The organism is Saccharopolyspora sp. NPDC045839 (assembly GCF_056431645.1).
In genome coordinates this window covers 60,609-75,602 of the sequence record NZ_JBWKKH010000009.1, presented here as the reverse complement: position 1 = coordinate 75,602, position 14,994 = coordinate 60,609, and the positions used below count along the sequence as shown (strand labels likewise).

Here is a 14,994-nt window from a genome sequence, read left to right as displayed (position 1 = left end):
GCGCGAAAACGGCGCCCACACGCCTACCGAACGACGCTTTCGCGTGAAAGCGGCGCTCGCGACCGGCGCCGCCGCGATCAGGATTCCGGTGGGGTCCAGCGATCGGTCCGGGTCATGCCCGCCGCGCGGCCCTTGCCCGAGATCACCAGCGCCATCTTCCGGGACGCCTCGTCGATCATCTCGTCGCCCAGCATCGCCGCGCCGCGCTTCCCGCCGGCCGCCGAGGTGTGCCACTCGTAGGCGTCCAGGATGTTCTCGGCGTGGTCGTAATCCTCCTGCCGCGGCGAGAAGAGCTCGTTGACCGCGTCCACCTGGGCCGGGTGCAGCACCCACTTGCCGTCGAAGCCCAGCGCCGCCGACCTGCCGCCCACCGCACGCAGCCCGTCGACGTCCTTGATCTGCAGGTACGGCCCGTCGATCGCCTGCACCCCGGCCGCGCGGGCCGCGACCAGGATGCGCATCAGGATGTAGTGGTAGGCGTCGCCGACGTCGTAGCCGGGCGGCTGGTGACCGACGACCAGCGACCGCATGTTGATCGACGCCATGAAGTCGGCAGGCCCGTAGACCAGCGCCGTCACCCGCGGCGAGGCGGCGGCGATCGCGTCCACCTCGACCAGGCCGCGGGCGTCCTCGATCTGCGGCTCGATGCCGATCCGGCCGACCTCCAGCCCGGTGGCGCGCTCGATCTGCGTCAGCGTCAGGTCCAGCCAGCGCACGTGCTCCGGGGTGCTCACCTTCGGCAGGACGATCGAGTCGAGCTCGGCGCCCGCGCCCTCCACGACGGTCACGACGTCCTGGTAGGTCCACTCGGTGTCCAGCGCGTTGACCCGCACCGAGCGGATCTTCTCGCCCCAGCCGCCCTCGTTGAGCGCGCCGACGATCCGGTCCCGCGCCTCGGCCTTCGCCAGCGGCGCGACCGCGTCCTCGAGGTCCAGGAAGAACTGGTCGGCGGCCAGCCCGCGCGCCTTGTCGATCATCTTCGCGCTGGAGCCCGGCACCGCCAGGCAGCTCCGCCGGGCACGTCGACCGTCCACGTTGTCCTCCTCTGGCCTCGCGAGTCGTTGCGTGTGTACCACGCACCCCACCGCCGGAACCGGACAAGTGCCCGGCGGCACAGGGCCGATCTTCGGGCGGCGGGCGACCGGAAGAGTGCATAGCCTGAGCCACGTGGCAGCCGCGACCAGGGTTTTCGCGGCCCGGATGGCCGGCTTGTCGGTGTTCGGGCCCGACGGCGAATCGATCGGCCGGGTGCGCGACGTCGTCGCGGGGCTCAGCGTCCGGCGGCAGCCGCCGCGCGTCCTCGGCCTGGTCGTCGAGCTGCCCACCCGGCGCCGGATCTTCGTACCCATGCTGCGGGTCACCCGGGTCGAGCCGAGCGCGGTGACGCTGGCGACCGGCACGGTGAACCTGCGGCACTTCCACCAGCGCCCCAACGAGCTCCTGGTGCTCGGCCAGCTGCTGGACGCCCGGGTCGTCATCGACTCCACCCATGCGCCCGCGGTCCTGGTGGACGTCGCGATGGAGCAGATCCGCACCCGCGACTGGCAGCTGGCCAAGCTCGCGGTCCGGGAGCGCACCGGGCGGCTCGGCCGGCGCGGCCCGACGCAGGTGCTGGACTGGGGCCAGGTCACCGGTCTGGCGGTCGCGGAGCTGACCGGCAAGCCGCAGGGCGTGCAGCAGCTGCTCGCCATGTTCGACACGATGCGCGCCGTCGACGTCGCGAGCACCCTGCACGAGCTGCCGACCAAGCGCCGCTACGAGGTGGCCGAGGCGCTGGACGACGAGCGGCTCGCCGACGTCGTCGAGGAACTGCCCGAGGAAGACCAGAAGGACCTGCTGGAACACCTGGACGACGAGCGCGCGGCGGACGTGCTGGAGGCGATGAACCCGGACGACGCCGCCGACCTGCTCGCCGAACTGTCCGAAGTGGACACGGAACGGCTGCTCGGGCTGATGGCGCCGGAGGAATCCGCGCCGGTCAAGCGGCTGATGGCGTACTCGTCCGACACCGCGGGCGGCCTGATGACGCCGGAGCCGATCGTGGTCGGGCCGGACGCGACCATCGCCGAGGCGCTGGCGATGGCGCGCAACCCCGACCTGCCGGTGGCGCTGGCCAGCCTGGTGTTCGTCTGCCGCCCGCCGTCGGCCACGCCGACCGGCCGCTACCTGGGCTGCGTGCACATCCAGCGGCTGCTCCGCGAGCCACCGTCGACCCTGGTCGCCGGCGCGCTGGACACCGACCTGGCGAGCCTCCCGGCCAGCGCCTCGCTGACCGACGTCACCCGCTACTTCGCCGCCTACAACCTGGTGTGCGGGCCGGTGCTGGACGACGAGGAACACCTCATCGGCGCGGTCACCGTCGACGACGTGCTCGACCACCTGCTGCCGGAGAACTGGCGGGAGAGCGGGCTTCCCGGACCGGAGCCCGGCCCCACCGACCGGCCGACGAACCGGGAGGCGCACTGATGCCCGAACTGCTGACCCGCCGTCGACTCGACCAGCCCCGCCCGCCGCACCGGTTCACGGTCTCCTTCGACCCGGAGCTCTTCGGACAGGTCTCGGAGCGGATCGCCCGGTTCCTCGGCACCGGCAAGTTCCTGTTCTGGATGACCGTGTTCGTGATCGCCTGGATCGCGGTGAACCTGTTCGCGGTCGGGCTGCAGTGGGACCCGTACCCGTTCATCCTGCTCAACCTGGCCTTCTCCACCCAGGCCTCGTACGCCGCGCCGCTGATCCTGCTCGCGCAGAACCGCCAGGACGACCGGGACCGGGTCTCGCTGGAGGAAGACCGGGCGCGGGCGGCCCAGACCAAGGCGGACACGGACTACCTGGCCCGCGAGCTCGCCGCGCTGCGCCTGGCGGTCGGCGAGGTCGCCACCCGCGACTACCTGCGCAGCGAACTGGACCGGCTCCGCGAAGAGCTCCCGGGCCTGAAGAGCGAGGCGGAGAAGCGCCGAGCCCGCACAGCCCACGGAGACGCCTGACACCCAGGATTTCCCAATTTTAGGCAAAATCGGGATCCCGCCGAGGCGAAAACCGGGATCAGGCCGGGTCGAGGTCGGCGAAGAGGGCGACGATCGCCGGAGCCGTGACCTCGTGGGCCGCGTACTCCTCGCGGGTGCACCAGGCGAGCTCCGCGATCTCGGCCGCCGGCTCCGGGGCACCGTCCAGCTCGCCCGTGTAGCAGCTGAGCTCGACCTGCACCCCGTCTCCCTGCCCGACCGCGTCGGTGACGTAGCGGCCGAGGAAGTCCGCCCCCACCAGACCGACACCGAGCTCCTCCCGCACCTCCCGGTGCAGCGCCTGCACCTCGGTCTCGCCCGGGTCGATCTTGCCGCCGGGCAGGTAGAACGCGGCCTGGTAGTCGGCGCGGACCAGCAGCAACCGCCGGTCCACGAACCGCACCAGGCCGACCGCGCGGATCAGTCGTTCGGGAGCCGTGGGGTTCGCATCGTGCACGCCCTCATGCTTGCGCACGCTGCCCCGGCGGCGACGGCACACCCCCGTCGGCCAGCCGCTCGCAGGTGCGCATCAGCGCCTCCAGCTCCCCCGCGGTGGCGGACAGGAAGTACCGCGCCACGCCGGTGCGATGCGTCGACGCCGCCAGCTGCAACCGTGCTTCGCCACGTTCGGTGATCACGGCCTGGACCCCGCGCCCGTCCGAATCGACCCGGACGCGACGCACCAGCCCGAGCCGTTCGAGGCGGTCCACGAGCCTGGTCACGCCGGAGCGCGACAGCAGCACGACATCCGCGAGTTCGGTCATCCGGAGCCGCTGCTCCGGGGATTCTGCCAGCGCTTCGAGGACGTCGTAGGCGGCGAGCGTGAGCCGTTGCTCGGCGATCAGGTCGCCCTCCAGGCAGCGCGTGACCCTGGCGTGCGCGCGGAGGAAACTGCGGTACGCCAACAATTCACTTCGAGTCGGTAATCGATCAAGAGCCGTCTCGGCCACGAAGATTGATATTACGGACCGCGTTCGCCTGACTGCGCAGCGCCCCCGAACAAGAATCGCGTTCTGTCCCGTCCGCCCCACTGACCAGCGCGATGCCACGGCCCGCAGCCCTGTCCGCGCCGGGCTACCGGTCCGTAGCATGGGATTGTCAACAACGGGGTGTGAGAGCCTTCGAGGCTGGCGCCCAGCGAAGCGACCACCGACCACGTCCGCAACAGCTTGCCGAGGTAACCGTGACCAGTACGCAGTCCGCGCCCACCGAGGACGCCGTCCGGAAGGCCCTCAGCCAGGTCGAGGACCCGGAGATCCGCCGGCCGATCACCGACCTGGGCATGGTCAAGAGCGTGTCCATCGGCCCCGACGGCGATGTTGCGGTCGAGGTGTACCTGACGGTCCAGGGCTGCCCGATGCGGGAAACGATCACGCGGCGGGTGACCGATGCCGTGTCCGCCGTCGAAGGCGTCGCCTCGGTGCAGGTCGAGCTCGACGTGATGAGCGACGAGCAGCGCACCGAGCTGCGCAAGATGCTCCGCGGCAGCGCCGAGGAACCGCGCATCCCGTTCGCCGAGCCCGGCTCGATGACGCGCGTCTACTGCGTGGCATCCGGCAAGGGCGGGGTCGGCAAGTCCAGCGTGACGGTCAACCTCGCGGTGGCGATGGCCAAGCGCGGCCTGTCGGTCGGCGTGGTCGACGCCGACATCTACGGCCACTCGGTGCCGCGGATGCTGGGCGCGGGCGGCAAGCCCACCCAGGTGGAGAAGATGATCATGCCGCCGCAGGCGCACGGCGTGAAGGTCATCTCCATCGGCATGTTCACCCCCGGCAACACCCCGGTGGTCTGGCGCGGGCCGATGCTGCACCGCGCGCTGCAGCAGTTCCTGTCCGACGTCTTCTGGGGCGACCTGGACGTCCTGCTGCTCGACCTGCCGCCCGGCACGGGTGACGTGGCACTGTCCACCGCCCAGCTGATCCCGAACGCGGAGATCCTGGTCGTCACCACCCCGCAGCAGGCCGCGGCCGAGGTCGCGGAGCGGGCCGGGGCGATCGCCATGCAGACGCGGCAGCGGCTGGCCGGCGTGGTGGAGAACATGTCCTGGATGGAGCTGCCGGACGGCCAGCGCATGGAGGTCTTCGGCTCCGGCGGCGGCCGGCTGGTCGCGGAGTCGCTGAGCCGCTCGATCGGCTCGGACGTGCCGCTGCTCGGCCAGGTGCCGCTGGACCCGCGCCTACGCGAAGCCGGCGACAACGGCACCCCGCTGGTCCTGGAAGCCCCCGACTCGCCCGCGGCGGTGGTCCTCAACGACATCGCCAAGCGCCTGTCCACCCGGGCCCGCGGCCTCGCGGGCAAGCTCCTCTCCGTCTCGCCCGCCTGACGCTCCGGCCGACGTCGTTCCGCAATTTCAATGGAAATCGAAGATCCGATTTCCATTGAAATTGCGGATCATCACCCCATCGGGGGTACTCCGGTCGAGGTCGAGGTCGAGGTCGAGGTCGAGGTCGAGGTCGAGGTCGAGGTCGAGGTCGAGAGAGGGCCGACACCTCGAGAGGCGGATGTCCGGGACCAGGCGGAGGCGGGTGTCCGGGGTCAGGCGCGTTTGGCGACTGCGAGGAGGCCCGGGCCCGTGGGGAGCGTGACCGGGACCAGGTTCTCGTCGGTCTGGATGGCCCGGACCAGGTCGCGCAGCGCCAGGGCCAGCGCGCTCCGGGCGTCCGGGCTGGCCAGCTGGACGCCCGCGAACACGATCACGCCGCCCGGGCGCAGCAGGCGGACGCCGAGCTCCAGGTACCTCGGGTAGTCCGTGGTCGCGATGCCCACCGACACCAGGTCGTAGCCGCCCTCCGTGAGCCGCGGCATCAGGTCGACCGCGCGGCCGGCGATCAGCCGCGTCCGGCCGGTCGGCACGCCCGCCTCCCGCAGCGTCGCGCGCGCCGTCCGCTGCGCGGCCGCATCCGCGTCGATCGACGTCAGCACGCCGTCCGGCATCATGCCCTGGAGCAGCCACAACGCGCTCTCGCCCGAGCCGGTGCCGACCTCCACGACGGCCTTGGCCCGCAACGCCGCCGCCAGGAAGCGCAGCAAGTGCAGCGACGACGCCCCGACCGAGGTGTCCGTCGGCGCGCCGGATCGCACCTGGTTCCGGCCCACGGGCCCGGCACCCACCGGCGTCTCGGGTATCACAACGCGAAAGGTTATCGACGTTGCCCGCCGCAGTGACCCGGGCGGCCGACATCGTTAGGGGGCCGTTTCCGGCGGGCCGGCGGTGCGACGCGCATCACGTCAAGTTCTCAGCCTGTTCTCAGGCGTCTTTAATCGCTACCTCACCAGGGCATACGAGAGTAGACACGTCATAACCGACACCCATCGGCGTCTCCTTGACGACACCGCCGGGAACAACGGAGGCGACATGCTCGTTCTTGGAGATGCAACCGCACAGGAGGTGGCTTCTCGCCCAATGGCAACACAGCCGATGAGTGTGGCCCCCAGTGTCCAACAGAGCACCATCTCGCCCGCCGCGGAAGAGGTCAACTGGACCCCTCCGACGTGGGACGAGGTGGTCCGGCAGCACGCAGACCGGGTCTACCGGTTGGCGTACCGCCTGACCGGCAACCAGCACGACGCAGAGGACCTGACCCAGGAGACCTTCATCCGGGTGTTCCGGTCGCTGGCGTCGTACAAGCCGGGAACGTTCGAGGGCTGGCTGCACCGGATCACCACGAACCTGTTCCTCGACATGGCCCGCCGCAGGTCCCGCCTGCGCATGGAGGGCCTGCCCGAGGACACCGACCGGTTGCCCGGCGGTGGCCCGAGCCCTGAGCAGGTCTTCAACGACACCCACCTCGACCCCGACCTGCAGACGGCGCTGGACGAACTGCCGCCGGAGTTCCGGGCGGCAGTGGTGCTCTGCGACGTCGAGGGGCTCTCCTACGAGGAGATCGGCGCCACCTTGGGCGTGAAGCTGGGTACTGTGCGCAGCAGGATTCACCGCGGGCGCCAGATGTTGAAGGCCACCTTGGAAGCTCGCCGCGAGCATGCCCGGGAGGTTTGACGAATGACGGTTTTGCGTGGGTGGGGACTGCCGGAGCAGCACCTCGCGCTGGACGCGATCGTCGCGTTGGTGGACGGCGAGCTGAGCCCGAGCGCCCATGATCGCGCCGTCTCCCACCTGGCCCACTGCCCCGCGTGCACCGCGGACGCCGCCGCCCAGCGGCAGGCCCGCGCCGCGGTTCGGGCGGCCGGGACGCCGTCGATCTCGCCGAAGTTCCTGCAAGCCCTGCAGGCCATCCCGGCGCACGCAGAACTGCCCAGCCAGCCGGACGGCCTCGCGCTGACCGAGGACGGCCAGCTGGTCGCCGTGACCCGCCCGGACCGCGGGAAGCGGTTCGGCGACGGAGCGGCGCTCGGATCCTCGCGGCCGCTCGGCGGCAGCCAGCAACCCTTCGGCAGCGTGCCCCCTTTTGCCGGTGATGCCGCGACGGCACCTGCGCGGCGGGTCGGCCGCCGCACCCGGCAGGGAGCCGGCGTGGTGTTCTCCGGCCTGGTGCTGGGCGCGCTCGCGCTGATGAACCTGCCGACCGACGACGACGGCCAGCCGGTACCGGGCGTACCGAGCCCGCTGCCCGGCGGCGCGTTCACCAACGCCGTCATCCCGGCGTCGGCTCGCGAAGACCTGCCCGGCGACCCGTCCTCCGGTCAGCAGCCCTCGTCCGAGGTTCCCGTTCCGAGCACCTCGGCGAGCGCGCCGCCGGGGAACTGATCCGGCCGGACGACTTCGCCCGCTCCCACACGAACTTCACCCGTCGCCCGGCAAAATGGGCACACCGGCGGTGCGTCCACATGCCGGTGGCACGGGCTCCTCGCCCGTGTGATCCACTCGAACGGACGAGTTCCGACCGCATGCCCGGGGAGCGATGAGCGACCAGCCAGGAACGCCCGCACAGGGCCCCGACGCCGACCATCAGCGCCGGGATCAGCCCGAAGCAGGCCAGCAGGGTCCCAACGGACGGCCAGCCCAACCCGTGCATCCGTGGCAGGGCGCGGCCGGCCCCGCCCGCGGAGTGCCGGCCGCGCCGGACCGCCCCATGCGAAACGGCCAGGCATCCCCGCCCCGCCTCGCACCGCGCCCGCTGCAGCGCCCCTCCGTCGACCCGTCGCAGAGCTCGACGTTCGGCCGCCCGAAGGGCGTGACCGGCAGCTTCGACCCGAACCGGCGCGACGTCCCGGCGCGCGGCATCGAGCAGGGTCCGCCCCCGCCGGAAGCGCTGTCCAAGGCGTTCGGCCGCCCGCGGGCCAGCAGCGAGAAGCTCCAGCGCGCGCCCGGCGAGCAGCCGATGACGCCCGAGCCGGCCGATGAGCCGGCGCTGTGGAACTCCGGCGAGAGCGATCCGTGGCGCAATCCCGCCGCAGGCGCGGTGATCGGCCCACCCGCGCTCGGCGAGGAGCAGGAGGAGAAGCCCGAGAGCACCGAAACCGGTCCGCTGCTCAGCGCCCGCGAAGTGCTGTTCGGCCGCCGGGTGCACCCGCGCGCGCTCGTGATCCTCGCCGTGGTCGCCCTGCTCGTCGGGCTGGCCGGCGGGCTGCTCGGCCGGATCACCGCCGAGGAGGGCAATCCGCTCACCAATCCCGACGTCACCCTGGCCGAGGTGGAGCAGGGCAAGGAGCGACCGAAGGGCACCGTCGCCGCGGTGGCGCAGCGCGTGGTCCCCGCCGTCGTGTCGATCGAGGTGCGCGTCGGCGCGCAGGGCGGCAGCGGCTCCGGGGTCGTCATCGACGGCAACGGCTACGTGGTCACCAACAACCACGTCATCTCGATGGCCGCCGACACCCCGGGCGCGCTGGTCTCCACGGTCTTCCACGACGGCACCCGGGTGCCCGCCCGGATCGTCGGCCGCGACGTCAAGACCGACCTGGCGGTGATCAAGGTCGAGGTGTCCAACCCGACGGTCGCCCAGCTCGGCCGCTCCGACGAGCTGGCGGTCGGCGACGAGGTGATCGCCATCGGCTCGCCGCTGGGCCTGGCGGGCACCGTGACCACCGGCATCGTCAGCTCGGTGCACCGCCCGATGCGGCTGGCCGGCGAGGGCACCGACACCAACGCGGTCATCGACGCGATCCAGACCGACGCCGCGATCAACCCCGGCAACTCCGGCGGCGCCCTGGTCGACGGCAACGGCGCGGTGGTCGGCATCAACAGCGCGATCCGGACGCTCGGGGCCGGCGGCGAAGGCGGCTCGATCGGGCTCGGCTTCGCGATCCCGATCGACGACGTCCGGCGCATCGCCGAGGAGCTGATCCGAACCGGCAACGTGCAGCACGCCGATCTCGGCGTCAACGCCAAGTCGGTCAGCGACGGGCTCGCCGACGGCGCCCAGGTGCAGAACGTGCAGGACGGCAGCGCCGCGGCGGCGGCCGGGATCGCCGAGGGCGACGTGATCATCCGGGTCGGCGAGCGCAAGGTGGCCGGCGCCGACGAGCTGATCGTGGCCGTCGACCGGCACCAGGTCGGCGAGCGGGTGCCGGTCGCCGTGGTGCGGCAAGGCCGCGAGCTGGTGCTCGACGTGACCCTGCGGTGAACGGCGGGTTCCGCCTGGTCCGGCCGGGCGGGAAGTTTCGCGGTTTTGCCAGCGGCACGACGCCCCCCGGGGGACAGGCTTCGTGGTCGTGAGTACTTTGGACTGCTGTCGCGATCCAAGGTACTCACGACCTCGGTGACCAGCGGAAACCGCGCACCGCGGAACCCCGGGAATGCCATGCCGTCGCAAGGGCCGCACCGCTTGCGGCTCGGCGAGCCGAACGAGCAGCTAACAGTTCGTGAAGGCGGCGTGCTGGGCCAGTTCGCCCTCCTGCCCGGATCACCCGGTCGGTACCCTGGGGATGCGTTGGCAGCGCGCGGTGCTGGTCCGCGAGCCGTGGAGGACCCGGAGGTAGTCGAGAGGTGTTCGAAAGCGTCGGCTGGCTCGAGATCCTGGTCCTCGTCGTGGCCGGGCTGTTCATCCTCGGCCCGGAGCGCCTGCCGCAAGGCGCGGCGTGGCTGGGCCGGACCGTCCGCCAGGTCAAGGAGTACGCGACCGGAGCCCGCGAGCAGATCAAGTCCGAGCTCGGCCCGGAGTTCGACGAACTGCGCAAACCGCTGGAAGACCTGCGCGGCATCCGCAACTTCAACCCGCGCACGGCCGTGACCAAGCACCTCTTCGACGGGGAGAACCCGCTCGACGGCCTCAACGGCAACGGCAGCAACGGGCACCAGGCGAAGCCGGCCGACCCGCCCAAGCCCGAGCAGCGCCCGCTCGCGCCGGGCGAGCGCCCGCCGTACGACTCCGACGCGACCTGATCAGACCTCGACCGCGACGCGCTTGGGTGCCGTGCGGACGAGCCACGCCCCGGCCGCCGCCACCGCCAGCCAGCAGCACAGCAGGACGGTCATCCCGGACCAGCCCCACGAGCCGTAGGCCGCGCCGCCCAGCACTCCGCCCACGCTGCTGCCGCCGTAGTAGGCGAACTGGTACAGCGCGGACGCCTGACCACGGGCCGATGCCGATGCCCGCGCCCCGACCCATCCGCTCGCCACCGAGTGCGCGGCGAAGAATCCGCCGGTGAACACGACCAGGCCCACCACGATCATCAGCAGGCTGTCGGCGAGCATCAGCAGCAGACCTAGCACCGTCACCGCCAGGCCGGCGAGCAGCACCTGGATGCGTCCCCAGCGATCGGCGGCGCGACCGGCGAGCGTGGAGGTGACCGTTCCTGCGGCGTAGGCGAGGAACGCGAGCGCTGCGAGCGCCGGCGGCACCAGCAGCGGCGGTGCGGCGAGGCGGAAGCCGAGCACGTTGTAGACGGTGACGAAGGCGCCCATGCCAAGCGCGGCGACCAGGTACGGCGCGTAGAGCACCGGGTCGCTGAGCGCGGCGCGCAGGCCGCCGAGCAGCGGGCGCCAGCGCAGCGGTTGCCGCTGGTGATTGCGTTCGGCCGGCAGCAGCACCACGAACAGCACCGTGCACACTCCGGCGAGCACAGCCACCGCCAGGAGTCCGCCGTGCCAGCCGGCGAAGTCGCCGACCACGCCGCCCAGCAGCCGGCCACCCATGCCGCCGATGGTGGTGCCCGCGACGTAGAGCCCCATCGTCGTGCCCAGCTGCTCGCCGCCGGTCTCGTCGGCCAGGTATGCGGCCGCGACCGCGGCCAGGCCGGCGATCGCCGCACCCTGCACCAGGCGAACGGCAACGAGCACCGGGAAGAACGGCACCCACGGCAGCAGCAAGCCCAGGACCTCGGCGGTCAGCAAGGCGGCGATCATCGTGCGGCGACGGCCGACCGCTTCCGACAGCGTGCCGAGCGGGATCGCCGCGACGGCCAGCCCGAGCGTGCTCGCCGAGATGAGCAGCGCCGCCGTGCCCGGGTTCAGCGCGAAGACCTCGGCAAGCTGTGGCAGCACCGGCTGCGGCGCGTAGAGCAGCGCGAACATCGCCAGCGCGCCGAGCAGCAGGGCGATGCGGATCTTGCGGATGCGGGCCGGGTCGACTGCGTTCACGTGCTCGAACGTAAGTAGCCCTGACTAATGCGTCCAATGTCGTAATGCCGCATGATTGATGCGGTGGTGAATGAATCAGCCGGGCCGGACGACCCGTCGCAGCTAGCGGCCCACCTCGCCCCGTCGCTCGCCCTGCTGCGCGCGGTCGCAGCCGAGGGCCATCTCACACGAGCAGCGGAGTCCCTGGGCGTCCCGCAGCCGACGGTCAGCCGCGCGCTGGCCAAGCTGGGCGATCGACTCGGCACGCCGGTGATCGTGCGGCAGGGTCGCGGCATCCACCTGACCCGTGCCGGAGCCCTGCTCGCGGCGGCCGCCGAAGACGCGATGCGTGGGCTGGAGGCCGGCTGCCGGGCCGTGATCGAGGAGATCGACCCCGACCGGGGCCAGGTGACGTTCGGGTTCCAGCACACGATGGGCAGCACGCTGGTGCCGCCGCTGCTGCGCGAGTTCCGCGACGTGCACCCGAACGTGCGGTTCGGGCTCGTGCAGGGGCCGCGCAACAGCATGCTCGCGCGCGCCTGGTCGGGCGAGATCGACCTCTGCGTCGTCTCGCCGCTGCCGGAGCACGATCCTCATTGGGAAACCGCACCGCTCCGGGAGGAGCCGCTGGTCGCGGTGCTGTTCGCGCGGCACCGGCTGGCCCGGCGCCGCAGGCTGCGGCTGGCCGAGCTCGCCGGGGACGACTTCGTGGCGACCCGCCCCGGCTACGGACTCCGGCAGATCTTCGCGGGCCTGGCCGAACGCGCCGGTTTCGAGCCGCGGTTGGCCTTCGAGAGCGAAGAGGTCGACACGGTGCGCGGGCTGGTCGCCGCCGGGCTCGGCGTGGCGCTGCTGCCACCGGGCGACAACGGCCCGGCGCCGGGCACGGTCGAGGTACCGCTGGATCCACCGGCGCACCGCACGATCGGCCTGGCCTGGCCGGCGGGCCGGACGCTTCCGCCGGCGGTCCGCACCTTCCGCGACTTCACCCTGCGCAATTTCAATGGAAATCGAAGGTCCGATTTCCATTGAAATTGCGGAAGTTGTCCACAGCCACCGGTGTGTCGTGGCCCGACACGCCGTGGTTCCGCGGTTTCAATTGAAACTGCGGAACCACTCGCCACCCCGAGCGATCACCCCGAAGAGATCCTCTGAGAGATCACTCCGAGGGCATCGTTCGAGGGATCAGTTCGAGAAGCTTGCGGCGAGGGCGACGAGGCTTCGGGCCGCGAAGCCCGTGCCTCCCGACACCACCTCCGCGTAGTCCTTGTCCGCCCGGGCCGGGCCCGCGATGTCCAGGTGCGCCCACGGCAAGCCGCCCGTGAACTCGCGCAGGAACAGCGCCGCCGTGATGCCGCCGGGGCCCGGCGGCGTCTGCTTCACGTCCGCGAGCCGGCCCTTCACGTCTTCCGCGTGGTCCTCCAGCAGCGGCATCCGCCACCAGGCCTCGCCGACCCGCTGCCCGGCCTCCCGGACGCGATCGGCCAGCTCGCCGTCGGTGGCGAACAGCCCGCCGGTGCGCAGGCCCAGGGCGACCTTCATCGCGCCGGTCAGCGTCGCGACGTCCACCAGCAGGTCCGGCTCCAGCCGGTCCACCGCGTAGGCGAGGGCGTCGGCGAGCACCATGCGGCCTTCGGCGTCGGTGTTGCCGACCTCCGTCGTGGTGCCGCCGTAGTGCCGGACGATGTCGCCGGGCCGGTACGCGCTGCCGGACACGTGGTTCTCCGCCGACGGCACCAGGCCGGTCACCCGGACCGGCAGCTCCAGCCGGGCGATGGTCAGCAGCGCGCCGATCACCGCCGCGCCGCCGGACATGTCGGTGCGCATCAGGTGCATGCCCTCGGCGGGCTTGATCGAGATGCCGCCGGTGTCGAAGGTGATGCCCTTGCCGACCAGCACCAGGTGCGGGCCCTCGACGTCCTTCGGCCGGTAGGTCAGCTCCAGCAGCCGGGGCGGCCGCGACGAACCGCCCCCGACCGCGAGGATCCCGCCGAAACCGTTGTCGGCCAGCCACTTCTCGTCCCGCACCACGGCGGTCAGGTCCGGCACGTCGGCGGCCAGCTCGGCGGCGACGCCGGTGAACCAGGCCGGGTCCTTGATGTTCGAGGGAGCGTTGGCGAGATCGCGGGCCAGCGCGGTGGCCGCCGCCAGCTCGCGGGTGCGCCGGACCTGCTCGCCCAGCGCCGCCACGTCGGCGCCTTCCGGCGCCACCAGCAAGACCTTCCGCAGACGCGGCGGGGTCGGCTTGGCGGTCACCCGGAACCGGTACCCGCCCAGCGCCAAGCCCAGCGTCAGCGCCGAAACCGCTTCGCCGTCGACGTCGTCCGGCAGCCGGATCTGGAGGTAGTCCGCGTCGGAGGCGTCCCCGAGGTCGCCGACCTCGTCGTCGGACTCCGCCGCCTGGTCCAGCCTCGCGCGCAGCGCGCGTGCGAGCGCCGCCCCGGCGCTGCGCCACTTCACCGGCTCGCCCGAGCCGACACCCACGACCCAGCCGACGCCACCCGACGGCAGGGGCAGCGCGCGGACGTCACCGGCCGACGAGGAAGCGCCTACGGCCTGCAGCACCGCGATGTCCACATCGAACGGTTCGGCTGCCGCCGCCAGGTCCGGGCCCGACTCGCCGTCGAAGACCGCGACCGCGCCCGGCACGCCGTCCCGCCACTGCCGCACGACGTCCACTTCGACCAGTGACGTCGGGATGGCGGGCAGCGCCGGGTCCGCGTCGCGGACCGGCTGGGCGGAGCGGAACACTGAAGAACCGGACACGAGAAGACCTTCCTGCACGGCTGGCCGCGCGCATTCGACTGCCTGCCCTCGAAACGGCGGAGCCGGAACGAGTTCAACGACAGCTGTAGAAGTTACCGTCCTCGCACGTCCGGTCACGATGCGCGCCCGAACGAAGGCCCCCGGACGATCACGGGGGCGGGGCGAGGACTTGCCTGCCATCGACGACGGCCCCGGTGCCACCCATGGCACCGGGGCCCGACCGCGGCGAAGAAGCTCGCCACTCGTCGTCGACTCGATTTCGTTGTCGCCTCGGGCGTTGGGGCAGCGCCGCTACCCCGACCGCCGACCGGCGGCCTCAGCCGGTGGCCGACTCCAGGGCGTCGCCCAGGTTCTTGGCCTCCTCGACCGACATCTCGACGACGAGCCGCCCACCACCCTCAAGCGGGACGCGCATCACGATGCCGCGTCCCTCCTTAGTCACCTCGAGGGGACCGTCACCGGTCCGGGGCTTCATGGCCGCCATAGCGTGCTCCCTCCGTGAACTCTTCCCCCGCTGGTCGCCACAACCAGCTCGGGTCCTCCCCCATTCTCCCCCATCCCGAGGCGGGGACGAAACCGAACCGATCAACTCGTGTCGCCCGTGCGCTGGTCGAATGCCCGCGGGGGCTGGCAGACTCACGTCCCGTGCGGGCTGTTCCGGTGCATTCCGGCGCGACCGTCGGCGCCTCCGGGCCGACGGTCCGCGCCCGGCGCCGGGCCGGCCCCCGCGGCGCTCGACCACTACCCGGGCGACCAGCCACAACACTGTCT

15 protein-coding genes are annotated in these 14,994 nt (G+C 72.0%); 8 read left to right on the top strand and 7 right to left on the bottom strand.

What is annotated here, in order from left to right:
* Positions 1-77 precede the first annotated feature (77 nt).
* A complete protein-coding gene (locus tag AC07EQ_RS15220) occupies positions 78-1,034 on the bottom strand; it encodes an HpcH/HpaI aldolase/citrate lyase family protein (RefSeq protein WP_478388561.1) in 957 nt (318 codons plus the stop codon).
* 133 nt (positions 1,035-1,167) lie between these two features.
* Between AC07EQ_RS15220 and AC07EQ_RS15215 the strand changes: the two genes are divergently transcribed.
* Together AC07EQ_RS15215 and AC07EQ_RS15210 are read left to right on the top strand one after the other, a co-directional pair.
* Positions 1,168-2,466, top strand: a complete 1,299-nt coding sequence (locus AC07EQ_RS15215; protein ID WP_478388560.1) for a magnesium transporter MgtE N-terminal domain-containing protein — start codon at positions 1,168-1,170, stop codon at positions 2,464-2,466.
* A complete protein-coding gene (locus AC07EQ_RS15210) occupies positions 2,466-2,984 on the top strand; it encodes a DUF1003 domain-containing protein (RefSeq protein WP_478388559.1) in 519 nt (172 codons plus the stop codon). Before AC07EQ_RS15215 ends, AC07EQ_RS15210 begins: the two co-directional genes overlap by 1 nt.
* Positions 2,985-3,042: 58 nt before the next feature.
* On the opposite strand, the gene AC07EQ_RS15205 is transcribed toward AC07EQ_RS15210, so the two are convergent.
* Positions 3,043-3,459 carry an NUDIX hydrolase gene (locus tag AC07EQ_RS15205; RefSeq protein WP_478388558.1) on the bottom strand — a complete coding sequence of 139 codons (417 nt, stop codon included), beginning with the start codon at positions 3,457-3,459 and terminating at the stop codon, positions 3,043-3,045.
* Between the two features lie 4 nt (positions 3,460-3,463).
* Positions 3,464-3,910 carry a MarR family winged helix-turn-helix transcriptional regulator gene (locus AC07EQ_RS15200; RefSeq protein ID WP_478388722.1) on the bottom strand — a complete coding sequence of 149 codons (447 nt, stop codon included), beginning with the start codon at positions 3,908-3,910 and terminating at the stop codon, positions 3,464-3,466.
* A gap of 275 nt (positions 3,911-4,185) precedes the next feature.
* Here AC07EQ_RS15200 and AC07EQ_RS15195 point away from each other — a divergent pair, with 275 nt between their 5' ends.
* The gene (locus AC07EQ_RS15195; protein ID WP_478388557.1) at positions 4,186-5,325 is read left to right on the top strand and encodes an Mrp/NBP35 family ATP-binding protein; all 1,140 of its coding nucleotides are present in this window, start codon (positions 4,186-4,188) and stop codon (positions 5,323-5,325) included.
* Positions 5,326-5,537: 212 nt separating this feature from the next.
* Here AC07EQ_RS15195 and AC07EQ_RS15190 read toward each other — a convergent pair whose 3' ends face one another.
* Positions 5,538-6,098 (bottom strand): O-methyltransferase, encoded by a 561-nt coding sequence (locus AC07EQ_RS15190; protein WP_478388556.1) that lies wholly within the window; start codon positions 6,096-6,098, stop codon positions 5,538-5,540.
* 307 nt (positions 6,099-6,405) lie between these two features.
* Between AC07EQ_RS15190 and sigE the strand changes: the two genes are divergently transcribed.
* The 4 genes from sigE (at position 6,406) to tatB (ending at position 10,281) form a co-directional block, all read left to right on the top strand.
* A complete protein-coding gene (gene sigE, locus AC07EQ_RS15185; RefSeq protein WP_478388555.1) occupies positions 6,406-6,999 on the top strand; it encodes an RNA polymerase sigma factor SigE in 594 nt (197 codons plus the stop codon).
* A 3-nt stretch (positions 7,000-7,002) separates the two neighbouring features.
* Positions 7,003-7,707: a zf-HC2 domain-containing protein gene (locus AC07EQ_RS15180; protein WP_478388554.1), complete on the top strand. Its 705-nt coding sequence runs from the start codon at positions 7,003-7,005 to the stop codon at positions 7,705-7,707.
* Positions 7,708-8,032: 325 nt separating this feature from the next.
* Entirely contained in the window at positions 8,033-9,523 is a 1,491-nt protein-coding gene (locus tag AC07EQ_RS15175) for a S1C family serine protease (RefSeq protein ID WP_478388553.1), read from the top strand.
* 362 nt (positions 9,524-9,885) lie between these two features.
* Complete coding sequence (gene tatB / locus AC07EQ_RS15170; RefSeq protein WP_132483196.1) at positions 9,886-10,281, top strand: Sec-independent protein translocase protein TatB; 396 nt, start codon at positions 9,886-9,888, stop codon at positions 10,279-10,281.
* Here tatB and AC07EQ_RS15165 read toward each other — a convergent pair whose 3' ends face one another.
* Positions 10,282-11,478, bottom strand: coding sequence for an MFS transporter (locus AC07EQ_RS15165; RefSeq protein WP_478388552.1), 1,197 nt, complete (start codon positions 11,476-11,478; stop codon positions 10,282-10,284).
* Positions 11,479-11,541: 63 nt separating this feature from the next.
* Here AC07EQ_RS15165 and AC07EQ_RS15160 point away from each other — a divergent pair, with 63 nt between their 5' ends.
* Positions 11,542-12,489 (top strand): LysR substrate-binding domain-containing protein, encoded by a 948-nt coding sequence (locus AC07EQ_RS15160; RefSeq protein ID WP_478388551.1) that lies wholly within the window; start codon positions 11,542-11,544, stop codon positions 12,487-12,489.
* Positions 12,490-12,642: 153 nt separating this feature from the next.
* On the opposite strand, the gene AC07EQ_RS15155 is transcribed toward AC07EQ_RS15160, so the two are convergent.
* Positions 12,643-14,223, bottom strand: a complete 1,581-nt coding sequence (locus AC07EQ_RS15155) for a leucyl aminopeptidase (protein WP_478388550.1) — start codon at positions 14,221-14,223, stop codon at positions 12,643-12,645.
* Positions 14,224-14,539: 316 nt separating this feature from the next.
* Positions 14,540-14,707: a DUF3117 domain-containing protein gene (locus AC07EQ_RS15150; RefSeq protein ID WP_009949794.1), complete on the bottom strand. Its 168-nt coding sequence runs from the start codon at positions 14,705-14,707 to the stop codon at positions 14,540-14,542.
* Positions 14,708-14,994: the final 287 nt, after the last annotated feature.

Excerpts from the sequence above, each read along its gene's own strand:
- AC07EQ_RS15210 (WP_478388559.1), top strand. The coding sequence starts at position 2,466 with ATGCCCGAACTGCTGACCCGCCGTCGACTCGACCAGCCCCGCCCGCCG.
- sigE (WP_478388555.1), top strand. The coding sequence starts at position 6,406 with ATGGCAACACAGCCGATGAGTGTGGCCCCCAGTGTCCAACAGAGCACC.
- AC07EQ_RS15180 (WP_478388554.1), top strand. The coding sequence starts at position 7,003 with ATGACGGTTTTGCGTGGGTGGGGACTGCCGGAGCAGCACCTCGCGCTG.
- AC07EQ_RS15175 (WP_478388553.1), top strand. The coding sequence starts at position 8,033 with ATGCGAAACGGCCAGGCATCCCCGCCCCGCCTCGCACCGCGCCCGCTG.
- AC07EQ_RS15150 (WP_009949794.1), bottom strand. The coding sequence starts at position 14,707 with ATGGCGGCCATGAAGCCCCGGACCGGTGACGGTCCCCTCGAGGTGACT.